Annotated in this window: 17 protein-coding genes; 14 read left to right on the forward strand and 3 right to left on the reverse strand. The window is 58.9% G+C overall.

Annotation, left to right across the window (positions count from 1 at the left end; translation table 11 throughout):
* Window positions 1–60: 60 nt before the first annotated feature.
* The 6 genes from AS89_RS0100250 to AS89_RS0100275 all read left to right on the forward strand — a co-directional run bounded on the left by AS89_RS0100250 (window position 61) and on the right by AS89_RS0100275 (window position 6829).
* Complete coding sequence (locus AS89_RS0100250) at window positions 61–1440, forward strand: alanine/glycine:cation symporter family protein (protein WP_010130198.1); 1380 nt, start codon at window positions 61–63, stop codon at window positions 1438–1440.
* A gap of 256 nt (window positions 1441–1696) precedes the next feature.
* Window positions 1697–2302, forward strand: a complete 606-nt coding sequence (locus AS89_RS16485; RefSeq protein WP_010130199.1) for a bactofilin family protein — start codon at window positions 1697–1699, stop codon at window positions 2300–2302.
* An 80-nt stretch (window positions 2303–2382) separates the two neighbouring features.
* Complete coding sequence (locus AS89_RS0100260) at window positions 2383–3594, forward strand: hypothetical protein (protein WP_010130200.1); 1212 nt, start codon at window positions 2383–2385, stop codon at window positions 3592–3594.
* A gap of 66 nt (window positions 3595–3660) precedes the next feature.
* A complete protein-coding gene (locus AS89_RS0100265) occupies window positions 3661–5019 on the forward strand; it encodes a hypothetical protein (protein WP_010130201.1) in 1359 nt (452 codons plus the stop codon).
* The gene (locus AS89_RS0100270) at window positions 5019–5741 is read left to right on the forward strand and encodes an OmpA family protein (protein WP_010130202.1); all 723 of its coding nucleotides are present in this window, start codon (window positions 5019–5021) and stop codon (window positions 5739–5741) included. The genes AS89_RS0100265 and AS89_RS0100270 overlap by 1 nt, the downstream gene beginning before the upstream one ends.
* The gene (locus tag AS89_RS0100275) at window positions 5741–6829 is read left to right on the forward strand and encodes a hypothetical protein (RefSeq protein WP_010130203.1); all 1089 of its coding nucleotides are present in this window, start codon (window positions 5741–5743) and stop codon (window positions 6827–6829) included. Before AS89_RS0100270 ends, AS89_RS0100275 begins: the two co-directional genes overlap by 1 nt.
* 58 nt (window positions 6830–6887) lie before the next feature.
* Here the strand turns inward: AS89_RS0100275 and AS89_RS18885 are convergent, their stop codons facing one another.
* From AS89_RS18885 to malT, 3 genes are all read right to left on the reverse strand, one after another.
* A complete protein-coding gene (locus AS89_RS18885) occupies window positions 6888–7520 on the reverse strand; it encodes a L,D-transpeptidase (protein ID WP_010130204.1) in 633 nt (210 codons plus the stop codon).
* A gap of 559 nt (window positions 7521–8079) precedes the next feature.
* Window positions 8080–9738, reverse strand: coding sequence for an alpha-amylase family glycosyl hydrolase (locus tag AS89_RS0100285; protein WP_010130205.1), 1659 nt, complete (start codon window positions 9736–9738; stop codon window positions 8080–8082).
* Between the two features lie 390 nt (window positions 9739–10128).
* Entirely contained in the window at window positions 10129–12855 is a 2727-nt protein-coding gene (malT, locus tag AS89_RS0100290; protein ID WP_033229658.1) for an HTH-type transcriptional regulator MalT, read from the reverse strand.
* 566 nt (window positions 12856–13421) lie between these two features.
* Here malT and AS89_RS0100295 point away from each other — a divergent pair.
* From AS89_RS0100295 to AS89_RS0100330, 8 genes are all read left to right on the forward strand, one after another.
* Window positions 13422–14312, forward strand: coding sequence for a hypothetical protein (locus AS89_RS0100295; RefSeq protein ID WP_010130210.1), 891 nt, complete (start codon window positions 13422–13424; stop codon window positions 14310–14312).
* A gap of 225 nt (window positions 14313–14537) precedes the next feature.
* Window positions 14538–15188, forward strand: coding sequence for an MBL fold metallo-hydrolase (locus tag AS89_RS0100300; protein WP_010130211.1), 651 nt, complete (start codon window positions 14538–14540; stop codon window positions 15186–15188).
* 60 nt (window positions 15189–15248) lie between these two features.
* Window positions 15249–15842 (forward strand): DUF2799 domain-containing protein, encoded by a 594-nt coding sequence (locus AS89_RS0100305; RefSeq protein ID WP_010130212.1) that lies wholly within the window; start codon window positions 15249–15251, stop codon window positions 15840–15842.
* 41 nt (window positions 15843–15883) lie between these two features.
* The gene (locus tag AS89_RS0100310) at window positions 15884–16315 is read left to right on the forward strand and encodes a hotdog fold thioesterase (RefSeq protein ID WP_010130213.1); all 432 of its coding nucleotides are present in this window, start codon (window positions 15884–15886) and stop codon (window positions 16313–16315) included.
* A gap of 37 nt (window positions 16316–16352) precedes the next feature.
* Window positions 16353–17057 carry a M48 family metallopeptidase gene (locus tag AS89_RS0100315; protein WP_010130214.1) on the forward strand — a complete coding sequence of 235 codons (705 nt, stop codon included), beginning with the start codon at window positions 16353–16355 and terminating at the stop codon, window positions 17055–17057.
* Between the two features lie 110 nt (window positions 17058–17167).
* Entirely contained in the window at window positions 17168–17536 is a 369-nt protein-coding gene (locus AS89_RS0100320; RefSeq protein WP_010130215.1) for a DUF2750 domain-containing protein, read from the forward strand.
* 99 nt (window positions 17537–17635) lie between these two features.
* Window positions 17636–18022 carry a VOC family protein gene (locus tag AS89_RS0100325; protein WP_010130216.1) on the forward strand — a complete coding sequence of 129 codons (387 nt, stop codon included), beginning with the start codon at window positions 17636–17638 and terminating at the stop codon, window positions 18020–18022.
* Between the two features lie 42 nt (window positions 18023–18064).
* On the forward strand, window positions 18065–18997 hold the full coding sequence (locus tag AS89_RS0100330; protein ID WP_010130217.1) for an SDR family oxidoreductase: 933 nt from the start codon (window positions 18065–18067) through the stop codon (window positions 18995–18997).
* The last annotated feature ends 141 nt before the right edge of the window (window positions 18998–19138 follow it).

The raw sequence follows: 19138 nt of genomic DNA on the forward strand, positions 1-19138 counted from the left end.
TTTAATGCGATTGGGCGAACATCGTCGGTTTGCTGCAAACTGACGAAGTCGCCCAATTTCATGTCCTTCCTCCAATCCCTCGAATCCGCCCTCAATACCTTTGTCGCCTACGCTTGGGGCACGCCGCTGCTGGTGCTGCTGGTGGGTGGTGGCCTGTTTCTGCTGATCAGCTCGCGCGCACGCCCATACCGCCATCTCGGCCACAGTATCGACCTGCTGCGCGGCAAGTACGACGACCCTAACGATCCCGGCCAGGTATCCCACCGCCAGGCGCTGTCCACCGCGCTTTCCGGCACGCTGGGTCTTGGCAACATTGCCGGCGTCGCCATCGCCATCAGTGCCGGAGGCCCCGGGGCGATTTTCTGGATGTGGATCACTGCACTGGTGGGGGTTGCCACCAAGTTCTATACCGCCACCCTGGCGGTGATGTATCGAGGCCGCGATAGCAGTGGTGAGATCCAAGGCGGGCCCATGTATGTGATTCGTGAAGGCTTGGGCAAACGCTGGCGGCCACTGGCGTACCTGTTTGCCATCGCCGGCCTGGCCGGCCTGCTGCCGTCGTTCCAGTCGAACCAGACGGTGCAGTTGCTGCGGGTCTCTTTTGCCGAGCCGCTGGGATGGGTAAGCGCGGACAATAGTTTCCTGTTTGATTTTTCCCTTGGCGTGGCCCTGGCGCTGGCGGCACTGGTGGTGATCTCCGGGCGTATCCAGCGTATTGGTCGGTTTGCGGTGCGCATTGTGCCGGCCATGGTGATCTTTTATCTGGTGTTGACGCTCGGGGTGATTGCCTACTTCTGGCAGGGTATTCCCGCGGCTTTCACGCTGATTTTGAGTGATGCCTTTACCGGTAAAGCGGTTGCCGGCGGTGCACTGGGGGCGGTTATTGCCACCGGGGTGAGCCGCGGTGCCTTTTCCAATGAGGCCGGTATTGGCACCGAATCTTTGGCGCACGGCGCGGCGAAAACCACCGAGCCGGTGCGTGAGGGTGTGGTGGCGATGATCGGCCCGATCGTGGATACGCTGATTGTGTGCACCTGCACCGCACTGGTTATTCTGCTCACCGGTGTGTGGCAGGGGGCAGAGGGCATAGCAGGGGTGTCCCTGACCGCGGATGCGTTTAGCAGTGTCTTTGGTGGCTGGGGCCCGGTACTGCTGCTGATTATGGTCGTACCGCTGGCATTCAGTACCATCGTTACTTTCTGGTACTACGGCATGAAGTGTTTTGTGTTTCTGTTCGGCACACGCTTTCAGGTGGTTTACACGGTGTTGTACATGCTGCTGATTATCCTGGGGGCCGTGCTGTCACTGAACATTGTGAATAGTTTGATTATTGGTATGTACGCCGTGATGGCCATTCCCACCATGTTGTCGACCATTCGCCTGTCCGGGCGTGTGAACAAGGCGGCCCATGATTACTTTGTGAAAACACCGGGTGCTTAATTTTCACGCGTAAACTCGCTGCGTATTCTGTGTCATATTTTTGTGCGCATGCGCACCCGGAATGGGCGCGTTGCGCGCTTTTTACTCGAATGGGTCAATTAGTCGCTTGGCGCGTAAAAAATTATTGTGAAGGTTCTCACAAAGTGAGCCTGTGACCGGTTTTTTGTCTCACTCACTATGGGAACTGTCACCAAAAAACGCTAAAAACGTCGTTCCTTAAAAAAACATAAGCTCTTTACGGTTATTAGGTGGAACAATGGCGAATCCTCTCGACCCCAAGCCGGACGCAAGTCTGGATTCCAACTCTTTTCTTTCTGGAATGAACGAAGGTGGTGCGTCTGAGCGTCCTTTCGCGGACAAACTCGATGCATCCATGGCGAAGGATCGCTCCGTAATCGGTAAAAACATCAAGTTCCGCGGTGAGCTGATTGGCACCGAAGACCTGCACATCGAAGGTACCATCGAAGGCACCGTCATTATGGAAGGTCACGACCTGTCCATTGGTCGTGAAGGCGAAATCAACGCGAATATCCACGCACAGAACATCGTGATCAACGGCACCCTGACCGGCGATGCGCTGGCCGACGAGCTGATTGAAATCCGTAACACCGCGGTAGTGAAAGGCAACCTGATTGCCCCGCGCATCCAGCTGGACGACGGTGGTAAGTTCCGCGGTTCCATGGATATGGTCGACACCGATGACGAGATGAAAGCCCGTCATTCCGAATTCAAAGACAAGCTGGTTCACCCGAACCTGCCGCCGAAGGACGAAGCGCCGAGTGCGCCCGTGGCGAAAAAGTCTTTCGCCCCGAAAGACAGTGCCAAGGATCAGGCCAAGGAAGCGGAGCTGGCTGACAGCTAACCCCCGCGGCAACGCCGCAGGCTCTCCTGCGGCGTTGTGTTTTTTCCTCTGGCTCACGCCCCGAATTCCTGCGATAAACAATGCAACACCGTTCTTTTGGCCTCGCTGCGTTAACGACCGAGATGGTCAAAAGCGGGGACCGAATCCTCGACCTCGGGCCACTCTCGTCCGGTACCACTCAGGCTTTTCTCGGCCTTAACTGCCAGTGCCACATCGAAGATCTGGTGGAATACCTGGCCGATAACCAGCACAGCGACGACCCACTGCAAGCGCTGGAAGATCACCTGCTCCCCAAGCCTGCGAACTTAAAGTTCGATGTCATCCTGTGTTGGGATCTACTCAATTTCCTGGAGCTGGATGTTATCCAGCACCTGATTCGCCTGCTGCAACCGCATTTAAAGCAGGGCACCATCCTGCATACCATGCGCTACACCGGCCGCAACCAACCGAATAAGCCACGGCGTTTCCGCCTGCAGGAAGACTTCTGCTTTGAGTATGTGGACGACTCCAGTTATCCACAGGTGGCATCCAAGGGGCACTCTACGGTGACCCTGTTGAAATGTATGGACCGCTTCAGCCTGTTCAATTCGCTGATGAAGCGCGAGGGCATGGACCAGAACGTTACCGAACATTTCCTTGAATACGACAGCACCACCTCACGCAATCAGGTGCGCAGCGGCGGCGCCTCGGATGTAAGCGCTTACTTCCGCCAGGTACGTGATGACGAGCAGGTAGCGTTTGCCGGCATCGGCAAAACACTTGCCGCACTGCCCGCCAGTGCTACGGTGCTGGATTGCGGCCGCAAGAATGGCCGCAATATCGATGCGCTGAAAAAGAAAGTGGGCTCTCTGTATGTGGAAGACCTGCACGCGTCCCTGGCGTGGCGCAAGAAAATGCACGGCGAAGGCAGTGGCTTCAGTGAGTCCATGTTCAGCTTTGACCCCGGTACCAGGCTGGATGGGGTGTTTTTGTGGGACCTGCTGAACTTCTGCAGCCCGCAGCAAATTGAAGCGCTGGGCGAACTGCTGGCCGGGCGCATGAACCCCGGTGGCCAGCTGCATTTTCTGGTGTACAAGGCCAGCCAGCAGCCAGAGCGCCCGGCAATGTTTGAGGTGCTGGAAGACGAGCGCGTGGCGGTGACGGCGATTGCCGATGGCCGCAGTGCACGCAGTCTTGGCAGCACCGCCGACTTAATGCGCCTGCTGCCAGGTTACCGCCTGTTCAGCCATCACCTTGCTCGCTTGCCCTCTGGGGATTCGGTGCAGGAGTTTGTGTTGCAGTTAAAGGGCTAGATAGTCCTCCCGAGAAACAGAAAATCAAAAAATTAAATCGAGAAGATTTCACACGAGATTGCTTCCATGTCTGAATTTTTGCGCTCTGTCTTTGTTGCCCTGAGTCCGGATGCGGTTACCGAAGGGTTCCTGTCGCTGATGCTGGTGCTGTTTGCGCTGGCGCTGGTGTGCCGCTTTGTGCGCCGCGCAGATGAGTTTGTCGAGCAGGCCCCGGGGCTGCTGACCTCACTGGGTATTCTCGGCACCTTTACCGGGGTGATCATCGGCCTGTTCGAATTCAGTCTGGCAGATATCGACGAAAGTATTGCCACCTTGCTGGATGGTTTGAAAACCGCGTTTATCACCAGCGTATGCGGTATCGGCCTGTCCATTGTGCTGCGCGCACTGACCCGGTTTATCCCGGTACCCGGCGATGTGGCCGAAGTCACCGACCTCGCGGATATTCGCGATGCCCTGCAGCAACTGCAGAGCGAACTGGTACAGGGCCAGGAGCGCCAGCTGCAGCAGAGTGAAAACCAGTTACGCGACTTTTCCACGCAGGTGTCGCAGGTGCTGGTCGAGCAGATGGAACAGGTGGTGGTGCGCTTTAATGAGCGCGTGGAAAACCAGTTCGGCGAGAACATGACCCGCTTCGGGGAAAACTTCGCGCGCTTCGATGCCATGGTGGAAACCCTTACCCGGGAATACAAAGCGCATGAAGAACGCGTGGAGTACTGGTCTGAACACTGCGATACAGCGGTAATGGGGCTGGTGCAGGTCGCGCGCGATCTGCAAACCATTCATAAGCAGCTGGCGGAAGTGCCGCAGTTCTTCGATGGTATGGAGAGCGTCAACGCGCAGGCACGCGAGCAAATGCAGGCGGTTACCGAACAGCTGGACCGCTACCGCGGTGTTGCGGCGCAGATGCAGAACGTATTGCCGCATCTGGGCGAACGTATCGACCAGTTCGTGAAGGGCATCGATGTGGTGCAGCAGGTAATGACCAGCGATATGCAGCAGTCCCTGGTGAGCATCGCCAAGCAGAGCGAACTGCTGGGTGCGCAGATTCAGGCGGTGTCCGGCGCATTCGAAAAAATGTCGAGCCTGGATGCGGACTTTATTCAAGGGTTGGTGCAGGACTCTGTTACCACCCACCGCAATGGCATGCAGGAACTGGCACTGCAGCAAGCGCGTACCCACCAGGAAATGGTGGATGCCCTCAGCCATGTGATTCGCAAGAGCCTCGGCGACGCCGAGAACTCCATCGGCAAGCAATACCAGCTGGTGGAGCGCAAGATGGAAGAGGAAGTGGAAGGTGTTATGTCGGCCATGGGGCAGGCGCTGGCGACCATCAGCGGTCAGTTCACTCGCGATTACCGCCAGCTGGTGGCGCAGATGCAGCGCCTGAACCAGTCGGCGGAGCGCGCCCGTGAGGAAGTCGCCTGATGGCAGCGAGGTCGGGGTTTACCCGCTCGGGGACGGTGAGCCGCGGCGACAGTGAGTCCTCGTGGATCAGTGTGTCCGACCTGATGGCCGGCCTGATGATGGTGTTTCTGTGTATCGCCGTGGCGATGATGCGCTCGGTGATGATCGAGCGGGAAAAAATCCGCACCATTGCCATGTCCTACAAGGAAAACCAGCTGGCGATCTATGAATCCCTGCAGCAGGAATTTGCCCCGGATCTTGCCCGCTGGGGTGCCACCATTGACCGCGACACACTCACGGTTGCCTTCAACAACTCGGATGCCATGTTCAATACCGGGGAGGCTGCGCTCAGTGCCAGCTACCAGATTGTGTTCGAGGAGTTCTTCCCGCGCTATATGAATGTGCTGGTGCCGTTTCAGGATTCGGTGGATGCGGTACGTATCGAGGGCCACACCAGTTCCGGTTGGGGTGAGAGCCGAGACCTGAATGCCATGTACTTCAATAACCTGCGCCTGTCGCAGGATCGTGCGCGCTCGGTACTGCGTTTTGTGTACACCCTGGATGAAGTAACCACTCACCACGGCTGGATGATGCAGAATGTGGCGGCAGTCGGGTATTCTTCCTCTCGTCCGATATACAATCCGGATGGCAGTGAGAATATCGAGCAATCCAAGCGAGTGGCTTTCCGCGTGATCACCAATTCTGAAACCAAGATCCACAGCATCCTTGAGGAGTCGTTCTAATGAAGCGCTTCTCCCGGCACTTTGAGGCACTGACCCAAGCGATTTCTGGTATGGGAGGCACTGGCGATACGGCGGTTGCCGAAGCGCCCGCGGCAGAAGCCGTTGTGTCGGAAGCGGTAACGGGTATACCGGACAGCTCCATTGAGCAGGCGCTGCTCAAGGGAATTGAAGTCACCCTCGCTGACCTGGACCAGACCGAGCATGGCTGGTTGTACCGCGGGCACCCAGTGATGGTGTACGCGGTGGATGTGGCTGCGGTAGATGATCCGCAAGTGCGCAAAGAATTCTTTCATCGTATCCACCTCGCCAGTTGCTGTGGTGCTCTGGAAGTGCCGGATCAGGTGGTGTGGATTGGTACTGCCCGCGAAGCACTGGCGGCACCGGAGCTGGAGAGTGCACCGCACGCCTGTGAATACTGTCTGGCCAAGGTCAACCACCGCGGCTATCGCGGCCTTGGCCCGCGCGACCGCAAGCGGGTGGCCGACGCCTTTAATTTCCACTGGCATGTGAGCCAGTATGCGCAGGAATTTTTCGCCGCAGACACCGCGCATTTCTGGGCGCCGGGCAAGCAGGCGCGCGCACTGGAACAGATCGAACCGAACGCGGCCGACAGCGGTACCTGTGGCTTTTGTGAGTGGCAAGTACCGGCGGACAGTGGCTGGTTTGTGCCGGTCGAACGCGGTACCGAACTGGGTCTTTCCATCGACGCCTGTGTACTGTGCGCGCAACAGCAGGCGATGGGTGTGCTGAGCTTACCGGATGACAGCGCCTTGGCTGCAAGCCAAATACGTTATACAGATCAGGCAGCGGCACACAGCGTGTCCAAAGAGGAAGACGCGCAAGAAGAGCGTAGCTGGGCCCAGGTGCGCCGCCAGTTACCTTTGTCCTGGCATCCGCTGTGTGAGCAGTTGGAGCGCAGTCTTTCGGCACCGGTATTGTTCCAGCGTTTTACCGGGTATGAAGGGGTGGCGGTGCTGGCGTGGCCGGAACATCGCCGGGGCATTGTTGCCAGAGCTGAGGATCGCGAGGCGCTGCCGGAGGGGTGGGATTTCTGGACGATGCAGGATGTGCTCGGCAGTCTCGGCTGATGCATACGCGCAAACAACACATATGAAAAAGGGCAGCGGAAGCTGCCCTTTTTCGTGCTTACTGACGCACCGTAACCTTGGTGCCAATGGGCGCGTTTTCATAAAAAATTTTGGCCATGTGCCAGGGTAGGCGCACGCAACCGTGTGATTCCGGGCGACCGGTAACCTTGCCCGCATGCATGCCTACCGCGCCGTTAAAGCGCATGAAGAAGTCCATGGACGCTCCGCGGAACACAGTGCCTGCCGGGCGCTTATCTTTGCGCACATCCACGCTGGATTTGCGTACATAACCGGCCCGATCCACGTACTGGCCAAACAGGTTGGAGCGGTGATCAATATTTTTTTCCGAGACACGGAAGCTGCCCGTGGGGGTGCGGTAGCCAGCAATCCCCGTGGCAATCGGCGAGATACCTGCGAGCCGGCCGCCCTTGTAGAAGTACGCGCGCTGCTCGCTGATGTCGATGATGATGTGTGGGGCTCCACCAATCACATCCCTGCGCCACCAGGCACTGCCATCGGTCATGGATCTATGTTGCTGGTAGGGGTAGGGGTAGTCGCCGGCCTGCGCCACCGGCGCAAACATCGCAGATGCGGCCAACACCAAGCTGGCACCGACTGCGATTTTCTTGAGAAGGTTTTTGAGCGAAAAGCTTTTCAGTGAAAAGTTCCGTGAGATGGAAGAGCCTTGCATGCATACCTCATCTGCTCTCGCGAGCAATTTGCCGGCCGGCAGTGTGTCGGGCGTGCGGAAAGGCGGCAGCCTTTTTGCGGGGCGAACGCACCCCTGCACGACAGTGCACAATTTCGACCTTTGAATTTCCCCAAAGCGACGCGCCGGTGTGTCCCGGTTTGGCCGCGGGATGAGCCTGCCCTTCGGCCCGCGTGGCGCGGACGTCAGGGCAAGTGAGAGGCATGGTAGGGTCTGGTTTTGGCGCTTTTTACATTGAAATGGAATGAGCAGAGGCGCCGATAGAAATAAAACTTTATAGTCACACGCAAATGCGAGGCAAAAAAAAGCCGGCTAAACAGCCGGCTTCAAAAAATTCCAGAAAACTGGAAATCGTGCTTCGACGAGAGAGCAACTACGTTAACGATCTTATTGAGAGGTACCCCTTTTGAACCTGTATTTCGCGACTGGTTCGCTAAAGGCGGCGTACAGGCGTTAACAGGAACGCCAAATTCTCAATAAGGTCAGTGTTTTTTTCCTTTCCTTCTGTGAGGCTACTTTTCGTTGGCTTGCGTGTTGGGGCTTACTTTTTCAGGAAGACCCGTGCCGCGGCTGTCGGCAGTTCAATCTTGTCGCCGTTCAGTGCACCCGCGAAACCTTCCGGGGTAATGTCTTCGCTACCGGCAAACGCGGCTGGCAGTGCAATTTCAGTCGCTTCCTGACCCAGGTTCAGGGCCACAAAGTAACGCTCTGCGTCGCCTTCGCCGGCGCGCTCGAACACCAGCAGGTCGTCGCCGGTTTCCAGAATGTTCTGGCTGGCAGTGGCCAGGGCGCTCGGCAGGTCCGCGTGCCACTTCAGTAGGGCGCGGAAGCGGTTCAGCATTGCATGCTGGTCGTCTTCCTGCACGGAGGCGGCCAGGTGGTAGTGTTCTTCGGCAACCGGCAGCCAGGGTTTTACCTTGGAGAAGCCGGCATTGATCTCGCCACCGTTAAACCACGGCATCGGGGTACGGCAGCCGTCACGGCCTTTGAATTCCGGCCACAGGTTGATGCCGTACGGGTCTTGCAGGTCTTCGAATGCCACATCGGCTTCCGGCAGGCCAAGTTCTTCGCCCTGGTACAGGCATACGCTGCCGCGCAACATCAATTGCATCAGCAGGAACAGTGGCGCGCGCGCCATGGCGGTTTCGTTGTCGAAACCCTTGTTCCAGCGGGTGAAAGAGCGCGGTACATCGTGGTTGGAAATGGACCAGCAAGGCCAGCCTTCTTCGATTACCTGGCGGTTCTTCTCCAGGGTGTCGCGCAGGAACTGCGCGCTGCAGTCTTCAGACAGCAGGTCGAAGGAGTAGGCCATGTTCAGGCGGTTTTCCGTGGTGTACTCGGCCATAATCTTGTGGGTATTGTCGTCGCCCACTTCGCCCACGGTCATTGCACCCGGGTACTCTTCCAGCAGCTCGCGTACGCGCTGCAGGAATACCAGGTTTTCCGGCTGAGACTTGTCGTGGATGTGCCACTGGTATTCATAGCTGTTCACCGGCGGCAGGCCGTTCTTGTCCAGCTTCACCGGGCGTGCCGGGTTGTCCTGCAGAGACTGGTTGTGGAATGCGTGGTTGATGGCGTCCAGACGGAAACCGTCGACACCGCGGTCCAGCCAGAAGCGCAGATCCGCAAGCAGTTGTTCCTGAACTTCCGGGTTGTGCAGGTTCAGGTCCGGCTGCTCCTTGAGGAAGTTGGTCAGGTAGTACTGGCGACGACGGGTGCACCAGCGCCAGGCGCTGCCACCGAAGTTGGACATCCAGTTGTTAGGCGCACTGCCGTCATCTTTGGCGTCTGCCCACACGTACCAGTCGGCCTTGGCGTTGTCGCGGCTGGCGCGGCTTTCTTCGAACCAGGCGTGCTGGTCGGAGGTGTGGCTCAGGATCTGGTCGATAATCACCTTCAGGCCCAGAGAGTGAGCCTTGTCAATTACCCGGTCGAAGTCGTCCAGATTGCCGAAGATCGGGTCAACATCGCGATAGTCAGACACGTCGTAGCCGAAATCTGCCATCGGCGATTTGAAGAAGGGGGAGATCCAGATGGCATCAACGCCCAGGGACTTCACATAGTCGAGCTTCTCCACGATACCCGGCAGATCGCCGATACCGTCGCCGTTTGCGTCGCAGAAGCTGCGCGGGTAGATCTGGTAAATAACGCCGTTGCGCCACCATTCCCCGTTTGATTTGTCTTTCTGAATACCGCTCATGCCAGAGTCCGTCGATGGATACTTATTAGGTTAGGGTGAGTATGGCGATACCGGAGGCGGCGTACCTCCCCCCTGATCGGGGGGGGAGGGGGAGAATCTGGCGGCTTAAATACCGGTTCTGACCGAAAGGTCGGTCATTTTTGGGGGCGGATCTGGAGGAGGTCCCCACTCAATCACCGCCCCCAGTCTACCCGAAGCTGGTACCAGCGTGACTGCAATAACTGCCAGCGCTGCTGGCACAAAAATATCGCGCTCTTTTCGGTGCAATCCCGCACTTAAACCTGTCCACCAGCAGCTGCAAAAAGCTGCCCAGCGACATCATCATTGGGCGAGAAATGCGGTAAAAGAATTCAATACACTTACTACCGGGGTGCTGGGTAAAAGTAATTTTTATGGCTTGTCCTGCACCGAGCGCAGCAGCTGTTCCGCCAGTGCAATCGCTTGCTGGCGATCTTTCACATCGAGTTTCTGATAGAGGCTTCGGATGTGGGTCTTGATGGTGCTGGGCGCTACCTTGAAGTGCCGCGCGATACGCTCATTGGAAAGGCCTGAGTGGATGGCGTTCAGCACCTGCCACTCGCGCGGTGTAAGCGGTGAGTGGCGCAGGAAGTCGGGCACGGCATCGCTGGCGAGGATTTCGCGCACGATGGTTTCATCGAGTTCGATGCGGATGCCGCCGCCAAGCTCCGGCTGCTGTTGCGCGAGCTTGATGAGCTTCTGTGCCTTTTCGGTCTGGGCTTCGTTTAGCGCCTGCTCACCGGTGTCTTCCAGGGCGGCTTTCAGCAGCACAATCATCGGCTTGCCGATTTGCAGGAAGCTCGCATTCAGTTCGCTGTCGAGCATGATGGTGAGCGCGGCGCGCAGGTGTTCCAGTGCTTTTTCCCGGCGCTCGCGCAGCCAGGCAAGGTGGGCGGCAAGAACATGATTGCGCAGCTGGTCGGTGATTAAACCGCACTCTTCCGCAACCTGTTGCAGGCGGCCCAGCAGGCGGTTGGCATCGGAGTAGCGGTGCAGGGAAATCAGAGCGCGCACATGGTTGCGGCCATAACACTGTTCGAAATGGTTGCTGGGGCGGTCGGCAACCGGATCCGCCTGTTCCTGCCAGGTGGCGATCGCCTCGGTGTTTTCCAGTGCCTGCCACACGCGCATACGCGCCGCGTCGGCGTTGGCAACCCAGTCGCGGTGATACTGCTCGCCGGAGAGCAGGTGCTCGACACGCTCCATCCACTCCAGGCATTCGTCTTTGTCACCGCGCGCCAGGGCTACTTTCAGCAGCAGTGTGTACTCAGGCAGTAGCCAGCGCTCGCCGACTTTGCGGTTAATCTGCATACCGCGGCGGGCGGATTCAGCGGCGCCGTCCAGGTCGCCGGCCTCCCACTGCAGCTGGCCTTTCAAGCGGTAAATAAATTCGGAAATCGGCAGGCCGACCAGGTGGTGCTCTTCGATCAGACGCTGCGCGCGCGCCTGCAGCGCGGCGGCTTTCTTCAGCAGGCCGTTGGCAAAGGCGATTTCGGTTTGCTGGCACAGGGCCCAGGCCGCATTGGGAATATCCTGCTGGGCAAGGGTGGCCTTTTCCACGGCCTCCATGTGGTGCATGGCCTGGTCCAGCTCACCCAGGCAGAAGCTGGTTTCGCCGATGACCAGCTGGGCGGCAATGCGTTCGCTGACCTGGTCTTTGGGCAGCAGGTCCAGAGCCTCCTGCGCATACTCTTTGGCCTTGAGGATCTGTCCGCGGGACACCGACGCCTGTGCGCGCATCGCGGCAAAGGCACCTTCAAAGTCTTCCCATTGTTTGGGATCTTCACGCTGCAGCCAGCTCTCAGCGGCCGCCAGCAGCTTGTTGCAGCGCTCGTAATCGAAGCTGTCACGGGCGAGGCGTGCGGCCAGCAGGGTGAACGAGGCGTGGCGCTTGATCAGGTCTTCACCCAGCCAGTTGAGGCTGTCGTTGAGCACTCGGAACTGGCCTTCGCGCAGGAACTGCTCGCCCTGCTCGGCGAGCAGGCGGTGTACCCGGTCGCGGTCTTCGGCCTTCAGCGCGTGGCGCAGGGCTTCCAACGGTTGCTGCAGTTCCTGCCAGGTATCACTGGCGGTCTGGTGCAACTGGGTAAGCTGGCTGCCGTCAGAGAGCTGGCGCTGCAGGAAGCGGGCGAATACCGGGTGGAAACGAAACCACTGGCGGCTGGAGTCCTGCGCCTGCAGGAACAGGCCGCGACTGGCAGCGGTTTCCAGCTGTTGCTGGCCGCCCGTCTGGCCACTAAGGCGCTCCGCCAGCAAGCCGTTGACGCGGGTGAGGATGGAGGTACGTGCCAGCAGCTGGCGCAACTCCGGCTCCAGGCGTTCCAGTACTTCTTCGGCCAGGTAGTCGAGGATATGGGCGTGGCCCTGTTCCAGTTCGCCCAGATAGCGGTCCACTTCTTCCTGGTCGCGCACGGACAGCGCGAACATTTGAATGGCCGGTGGCCAACCTTCAGAGAGCTGGTGCAGTTGGGCCACGCGGTCGCTGCCCAGGGTGAACGGCAAGCGGCGTGTGAGTAACTGGGTGGTTTCGTCGATGGTAAGCGCCAGGTCTTCGGCCCCCAGCTCCAGTAGTCGGCCCTGCAGGCGCAGCGCGCCCAGGCCCAGCGGCGGCTGGCTGCGACTGGTGATGACGATACCGATACCCGCAGGCGCATGGCGCAGCAGGAAGCGGGTGGCATCGTGGACGATGGGGTTGTCGATCTGGTGGTAGTCGTCGAGCACGATGCGCAGCTCGCTGGGGAGCTGGCGCAGTTCCGCCAGCATCTGGCTGATCACCAGGGAGGGGTCCAGGTTGTGTTGCGCGGCAAGGATCTTGCTCGTTTCCGGCACGCCGTTGCCGGTGGCGCGGTGCACGCTCTCTACCAGATAGCGGCAGAACTGGCCGGGCTCGTTGTCGCCGCCGTCCAGGGAGTACCAGGCAACTGGATTGTCCTGTTCGAGTGCCCAGGAGGTGACCAGGGTGGTCTTGCCGTAACCGGCTGGGGCAGTGACCAGTAATAGTTGGTCACTCTGGCTCTGTTCCAGCAGCGACAGCAGCCGGGGCCTCTGCAGCGTGTGTTCTGGGCAGTCGGGTAGGCTGTACTTGGAGGCTAGGAGCATGGCATTGACCAATCAACGGGACATTGACCGGGGTTCCCACACACCACACCCCGGGAGGCACAATTGTACAGTCTTAGTGTGCCAGCCCGGAATTTCGTTCACCTCCCCCCTGCAGGGGGAGGATGAGCGCATGGGGTGGCAGCGCCAGAGCGTGTTCTGTTGGGGTGCTCTGGCAGCGGGTATCTGCCGGGCAAAGAAAAGCCGGCGCAGGGCCGGCTTGAAGCAAAGATACGATGAGAGAGTCCTATCGCCATGCGTTGACATGCAAACGCGATTTGGGGAACTGTATCCTTTGACGGTGCCCTGGCGTTTCAGTTCCCTTTTATTTTCTCTTCACGCCAAGTTTTGTGAAATTGCGTGTAAAAACGCCGATCAGGGCACAATTCTGGCGCGAATCTTCCCATTGTGACCGTCCAGTGGTAGTTTTTTCTGTTTGTGGTTGTTGCGCCACCGTTCGTTAGGAAAAGAGTGGCGTAAAAACAAACAGCACTCAGGATGCGCGGGCAACCCCGCAGAAGTATTCGTATCCAATAAAAACAAAACCAGAATAATCACGGGGAGCGAATATGGCCGATCTAGTAATCCTTACGGCACCCGGTATGGGGGCGGTAAACGAAGACTTCGCCGAGCCACTGTTCCAGGCGCTCGAGGCGGCACTGGGCGACGACTGGACCCGGATTCATACCGAGACCATCCTGTGCGACGCGCACTTGCAGCCCAATGTCGAGCGCGTGTTCGATGCCATGCAAAAGCGCGATATGGACTACCTGCGCGCGCGCAAGTTTATGCTGGCCGGCCTGGCCGAAGCCTCTGCCCAGTTGGCAGACATACACCAGCGTGGCGGCAACTACGACAAGAGCCAGCAGGCGATCTACCAGACCTTTGAGCGCGCCGCCAAAGCTACCAGCGATAACACCCCGGTTATCCTGCTCACCCACTCCATTGGTTGCAGCAACCTGTCCAACTACCTGTGGGACGCCCAGCGGCCCACTATCAGTCACGGTATCTGGCGCGACGGCGGCCCCAAGGGTGTGCACAAAGGGTCTGCCAAAGACCTGTTCCTGCGTGGCAAGACGCTCACGCACTGGTACACCCTGGGCGCCAGCAACCCCTTGTGGACCGCCGGCATGGCCCGCGACCAGATCCAGGCCGTCACCTCGGAGACCCGCGGCTACAACTTCCGCTGGAAAAACTTCTACCACCCGGACGACTTGTTCGGCTGGCCCCTCAAACCCCTCAGCCCCTCTTATAACCAGGCCGTTTACCGCGACTTTGAAACCCGCCCGCTGTCCGACTGGACCGCTGCCAGCTGGGGGCCACAACTGGTGTCCCATGACGGCTACTGGGAGAGCCAGTTGGTACACAAGAATCTGGTCGAAGATGTGAGAGAGGTATTGAAGAAGTCCTCAACACGCCGCCCGAGCCCGCTAAAAAGAACATCGGAAGCGGTGATTTAGCCGCAAACGCCTGAATCGAAGGCGCCGGTAGCGGGTGCTCCCTCGCAAGACCTTCCGCGAGAGGGACCTCGCGGAAGAGCCCCCATGGATGGGTTCACGGCGTGTCTTGCGAGGGAGGACCGGCTGCCGGTGCTGCCACCGGTGTAGAACCAGAGTCCCAACCTACCTTAGCCGGACGAGACCGCGGGCGTTATACTCGCCACCGAAGATAAAACAGGTACCCCCATGGCTCTGCAATTTCACTCGGTCCCCGTCACCCCGTTTCAGCAAAACTGTACCCTGCTGTGGTGCGACCAAAGCAAGCGCGCCGCCGTGGTTGACCCGGGTGGTGACATTGACCGCATCCTCGCCGCCGTCGAAGAGCGTGGCCTCAAACTGGAAAAAATCCTCCTGACCCACGGCCACCTCGATCACGTCGGCGGCACCGCGCCATTGTCGCGTCAGCTCGAACTCCCCGTTGAAGGCCCTCAGGAAGCCGACCAGTTCTGGATCGAAAAAATTGTCGCCCAGGCCCAGGCCTATGGCTTCCCGCCGGTAGAAACCTTTACCCCGGATCGCTGGCTCAAGGATGGTGACACCGTCACCGTTGCCGACGAAGTGCTCGAAGTCGTGCACTGCCCCGGACACACCCCTGGGCACGTCATTTTCTTCCACCGCGACAGCGGCCTCGCCCTGGTGGGCGACGTCCTCTTCGCCGGTTCCATCGGCCGCACCGACTTCCCCATGAGCAACCATCAGGACCTGATCGACTCCATCACCAAAAAGCTCTGGCCCCTGGGCGATGCGGTGAAGTTCATCCCCGGCCACGGTCCCATGTCCACATTTGGTCAGGAGCGCCAGACCAACCCATTTGTCGCCGACAAACGGTTCGGCTGATTCAGCACCGGTTCACCGAGCGCGGTTTTGAATGGCCAGGTATTAATGGCGGAACCCCTTATGACCACCCCAATAAAAAGCTGGAAGCTGATCGCCCTGATTGCCTTGCCCGCATGGATTCTGCTCGGCAGTGGCTGCGCGGTAATCTCTGAAAGTGAGTGCCAGGCTGGGCTCTGGTACGAGCGCGGCCTCGAGGATGGCGCGCGTGGTAGAAGTCAGGCAACCGTGTACAAAATTGCGCAGAAGTGCCATGAGTACGGAGTGCGCACCGATACCAATGCCTGGATGCAAGGCCATGAAGCGGGGGTGGAGCAATACTGCACGCCGGAAAACGGCTTTGTGGTGGGGCGTCGCGGACGCGATTATGAAGGCGTGTGCACCGGCCCCACTGCTGACCTGTTCCTCGTCAACTACGAGCGTGGCCTCGCGGTGTATCAGGCGGAGCAACAGTACAATGCGCTGGTTGACCGCTACGAAGATGCCGAACGAGAGATATATCGTATCGAAGAGGCCCTGGAAAAGGCTGAGACCAAAGAAGAGGCCCGCGCCCTGCGTAGCCAGCGCCGCAGCCTGCGGCGGGAGATGCGCCACCTGGAAGGTGAGATGATGCGCTTTGGCGGCTTTGGTGCTTTCAATCCGCTGCTGTTTTACTGATATTTCTCACGCTAATTGAAGAAATATCGAGAGGTGATGATATGGCGATCTGGCACGGCGACATTGACCTGGATGCTGCAAACCAATCCATGGCAAACAGTATGCCGACCTACCTGGGAATGCAGCTCACCGAGCTCGGCGATGACTTTATTGTGGGCACCATGCCCGTCGACGAGCGCACCCGCCAGCCGTTCGGTATCCTGCACGGCGGCGCCAGCGTCGCCCTGGCGGAAACGCTCGGTTCCATGGCCGCAAACATGGTGGTGGATACCGAGAAATTTTACTGTGTTGGCCAGGAGATCAATGCCAATCACCTGCGCCCTGTGGCCGACGGCGAGGTAACCGGCAAGGCAACCGCAGTGCACATTGGCCGCACCAGCCAGGTGTGGGAAATCCGCATTCACGACGCACGCGGTAAGCTCAATTGTATTTCCCGCATCACCATGGCCGTGGTGCCGATTCCGGCGCGCTAATTTTTCTGTTCCAAATTTTCTAATTTAAGTAAATCGTGTGACCGGGGACCTGTTTACCTTCGAGGATATTTCCTACCGCCTTTCACGTTCGCCACGGCGCAAGCGGTTGGGGTTAGTGGTGACGGAGAAAGGTGCGGAAGTGCGGATTCCGCAGCGCTGTGCCGAGCGCCATGGCCACCAGTTCCTGCGCGACAATATTGCCTGGGTGCGCGACCAGTTGCGTGGCCTCGCACATCGCCAGGCGCAGGTTCCTGAACATCACTTCGCGTTCGGAGCGAAGTTTCCCTGGCTGGGTAAAACCCTGGAGCTGGACCGCGCGGCCTGTGCCGCCGATGCCGGCATACGCGATGGCTACATCCAGCTGTATAGCCGCATCAAACAGCCCGATGAGGGGCAGCTCCAGTCCGCGTTGCAGAAGCTGTATCAGCGCGAGGCGCTGGCGCTATTAACCGGCAAGTCGCAGCAGTTTGCCGGCTTGCTCGGGCTGCAATTCTCGTCGGTAAAAGTGCGGCGCACACGCAGTAAGTGGGGACACTGCACCATCCGCGGTGAGCTTCAGTACAACTGGTTGGTGTGCCTGGCGCCGGAGCCCGTGGTGGACTACCTGGTGATCCACGAGGTCTGTCATTTGCGGCATCACAATCACGGGCGCGAATTCTGGGCTTTGGTGGCCAGCCTATGTCCTGACTACAAACAGCTGCGACGCTGGCTCAAGGAAAATGGGCATCGCTTGCAGCTCTAAGTGCTTTCCATAGTGGGGCTTTCGCACAAGAATCGCATCCCAGCGCAAGTTTCTACTTATCCACCCCATTCTGGCGTAAACTGCCAGCATCATTTTTAAGGCTAGCCGGTATGGAATTGGAACCTCTCGGAGACGACTTTGAGGAAAACTGCGCCCGCTTTTTGCCGGAAGCGGTAGAGCAGGGCTGCGTATGGGCACTGGAAGGTGAAGAGGGCTTTGCCCTGTGTGAATCGGAGCGTCGTGCCGATACCGACGTCATGCCGTTCTGGTCGCAGCGGGAATATGCCGAGGCGCATGTCGCCGATGACTGGTCCAGCTACCAAGTTGTCCCGATCGATCTCGAAGAGTTTATGGATGACTGGCTGGAAGGCATGCACCAGGATGTGCTGCTGGTAGGTATCAACTGGAACGACGATATGGAAGGGGAAGAGATCGAACCCCTCGACCTGCTCGAACAGCTGGAACAGGAGCTGCAATAGCGTCTCTTCCTGGCCGAAAAACAAACAAGAATAAGCCGGCGACAATGGTCCCTTGAGACGCCTGGACGCCGGAAACAAATCGCCCGAGGGAGGTCTTAGGTGAGTCAGTTTTCTGGGGTACAAAGTGTTATCTACGGCGTTACCGACCTGCAGGAAGCCAAGGCCTGGTATACCACCCTGCTTGAAACCGAGCCGTATTTTGATGCGGAATGCTACGTGGGTTTCAATGTCGGTGGCTTTGAGCTGGGGCTCGACCCCAGCGCGCGCAATGTGATCAGCCGCGCGGATGGCGTAGTGGCCTACTGGGGTGTCACGGACATCGCGGCACAGGTTGAGCGCATGAGCGAGCTGGGCGCCCGCCTGCATGGGGAAATTGTTGATGTTGGTGAGGGTATCCTGATGGCCAGCTTCCTCGACCCGTTCGGCAATGTATTTGGCCTGATCCAGAACCCCTACTTCAAGCAGTCCCCGGAAACTGCCAACTGAGCCCAGCCAACTGAGACAGAGCGCACTATTGGAGCAGTACACGTGAGCAAGCTACCCGCCAACCGCTTCCGCCCTTCCGATCAGGGTTTTGCCGCCGAGAGCCTGGCGCAGATCGGTCGCGGCTACGTGGTGCCAGATCGGGTAGCGCTGATTACCGGCTGCTCCAGCGGCATCGGCCGCGAGCTGGCGTTGGCTCTGCACGCGCGGGGCACCATTGTGATTGCCACCGCGCGCCGTGCCGAAAGCTTGCTGGAACTGGCGGATGTGGGGATTGCTACGGAATCCCTCGACGTTAACAGCCAGGCGGATATCAACCGTGTGGTGCACGCCATCAAGACGGCCTACGGACGCCTGGATATCCTGGTCAACAATGCCGGTTACGGGCAGATGGGCCCGCTGCTGGAGCTGGACACTCGTGCGCTGGAAGCCCAGTTTCACACTAATGTATTCGCCCCCATGGCCCTGGCGCGCGCCTGTGCGCCGCTGCTCAAATCGCACCGCAGTGGGGTGATTTGTAATATTGGGTCTGTCTCCGGGGTGATGCCGACGCCGTTCTCCGGCGCCTACTGTGCGTCCAAGTCTGCCCTGCACACCCTGTCCGATGTACTGCGCCTGGAACTGAAGCCGTTTGGTATCCGTGTGGTTACCGTACAGCCCGGCGCTATTGCTTCCGAATTTGGCCGTCATGCCGAGACTTCCCTGCGCGGGTTGCTGGCACCGGATTCCTGGTACAAGCGCAGTGAAGACCATGTGCGTGCGCGCGCTGTGGAATCCCAGCAGAATGCCACTCTGGCCCGAGACCTCGCCAAACGCCTGGCCGCGGAGCTGTTGCGCAAGCGCCCGGGGTCGATCCTGCGCATTGGCAACAAGAGCCGGCTGTTGCCGTGGATGGCCCGCTGGCTGCCGCGCTGGCTGCGCGACCGTATCCTGTCCAAGCGCTTTGGCCTCAAACGCTTGCAGCTGTCTAACCAGTAGGACGGCAGCCTTGGGACTGCACCGGTAGGACTGACTCCCTGCTTTCATGTCTGTGGTTTCGTTTGCCGACGTTTTTTTCCCACGTTTTCCCAGGTTTATCGATACGCATGGTGCTTTTCCACTATGTTTGTGGATAGCCCA

The organism is Microbulbifer agarilyticus S89, assembly GCF_000220505.1.
Lineage (GTDB): Bacteria > Pseudomonadota > Gammaproteobacteria > Pseudomonadales > Cellvibrionaceae > Microbulbifer > Microbulbifer agarilyticus_B.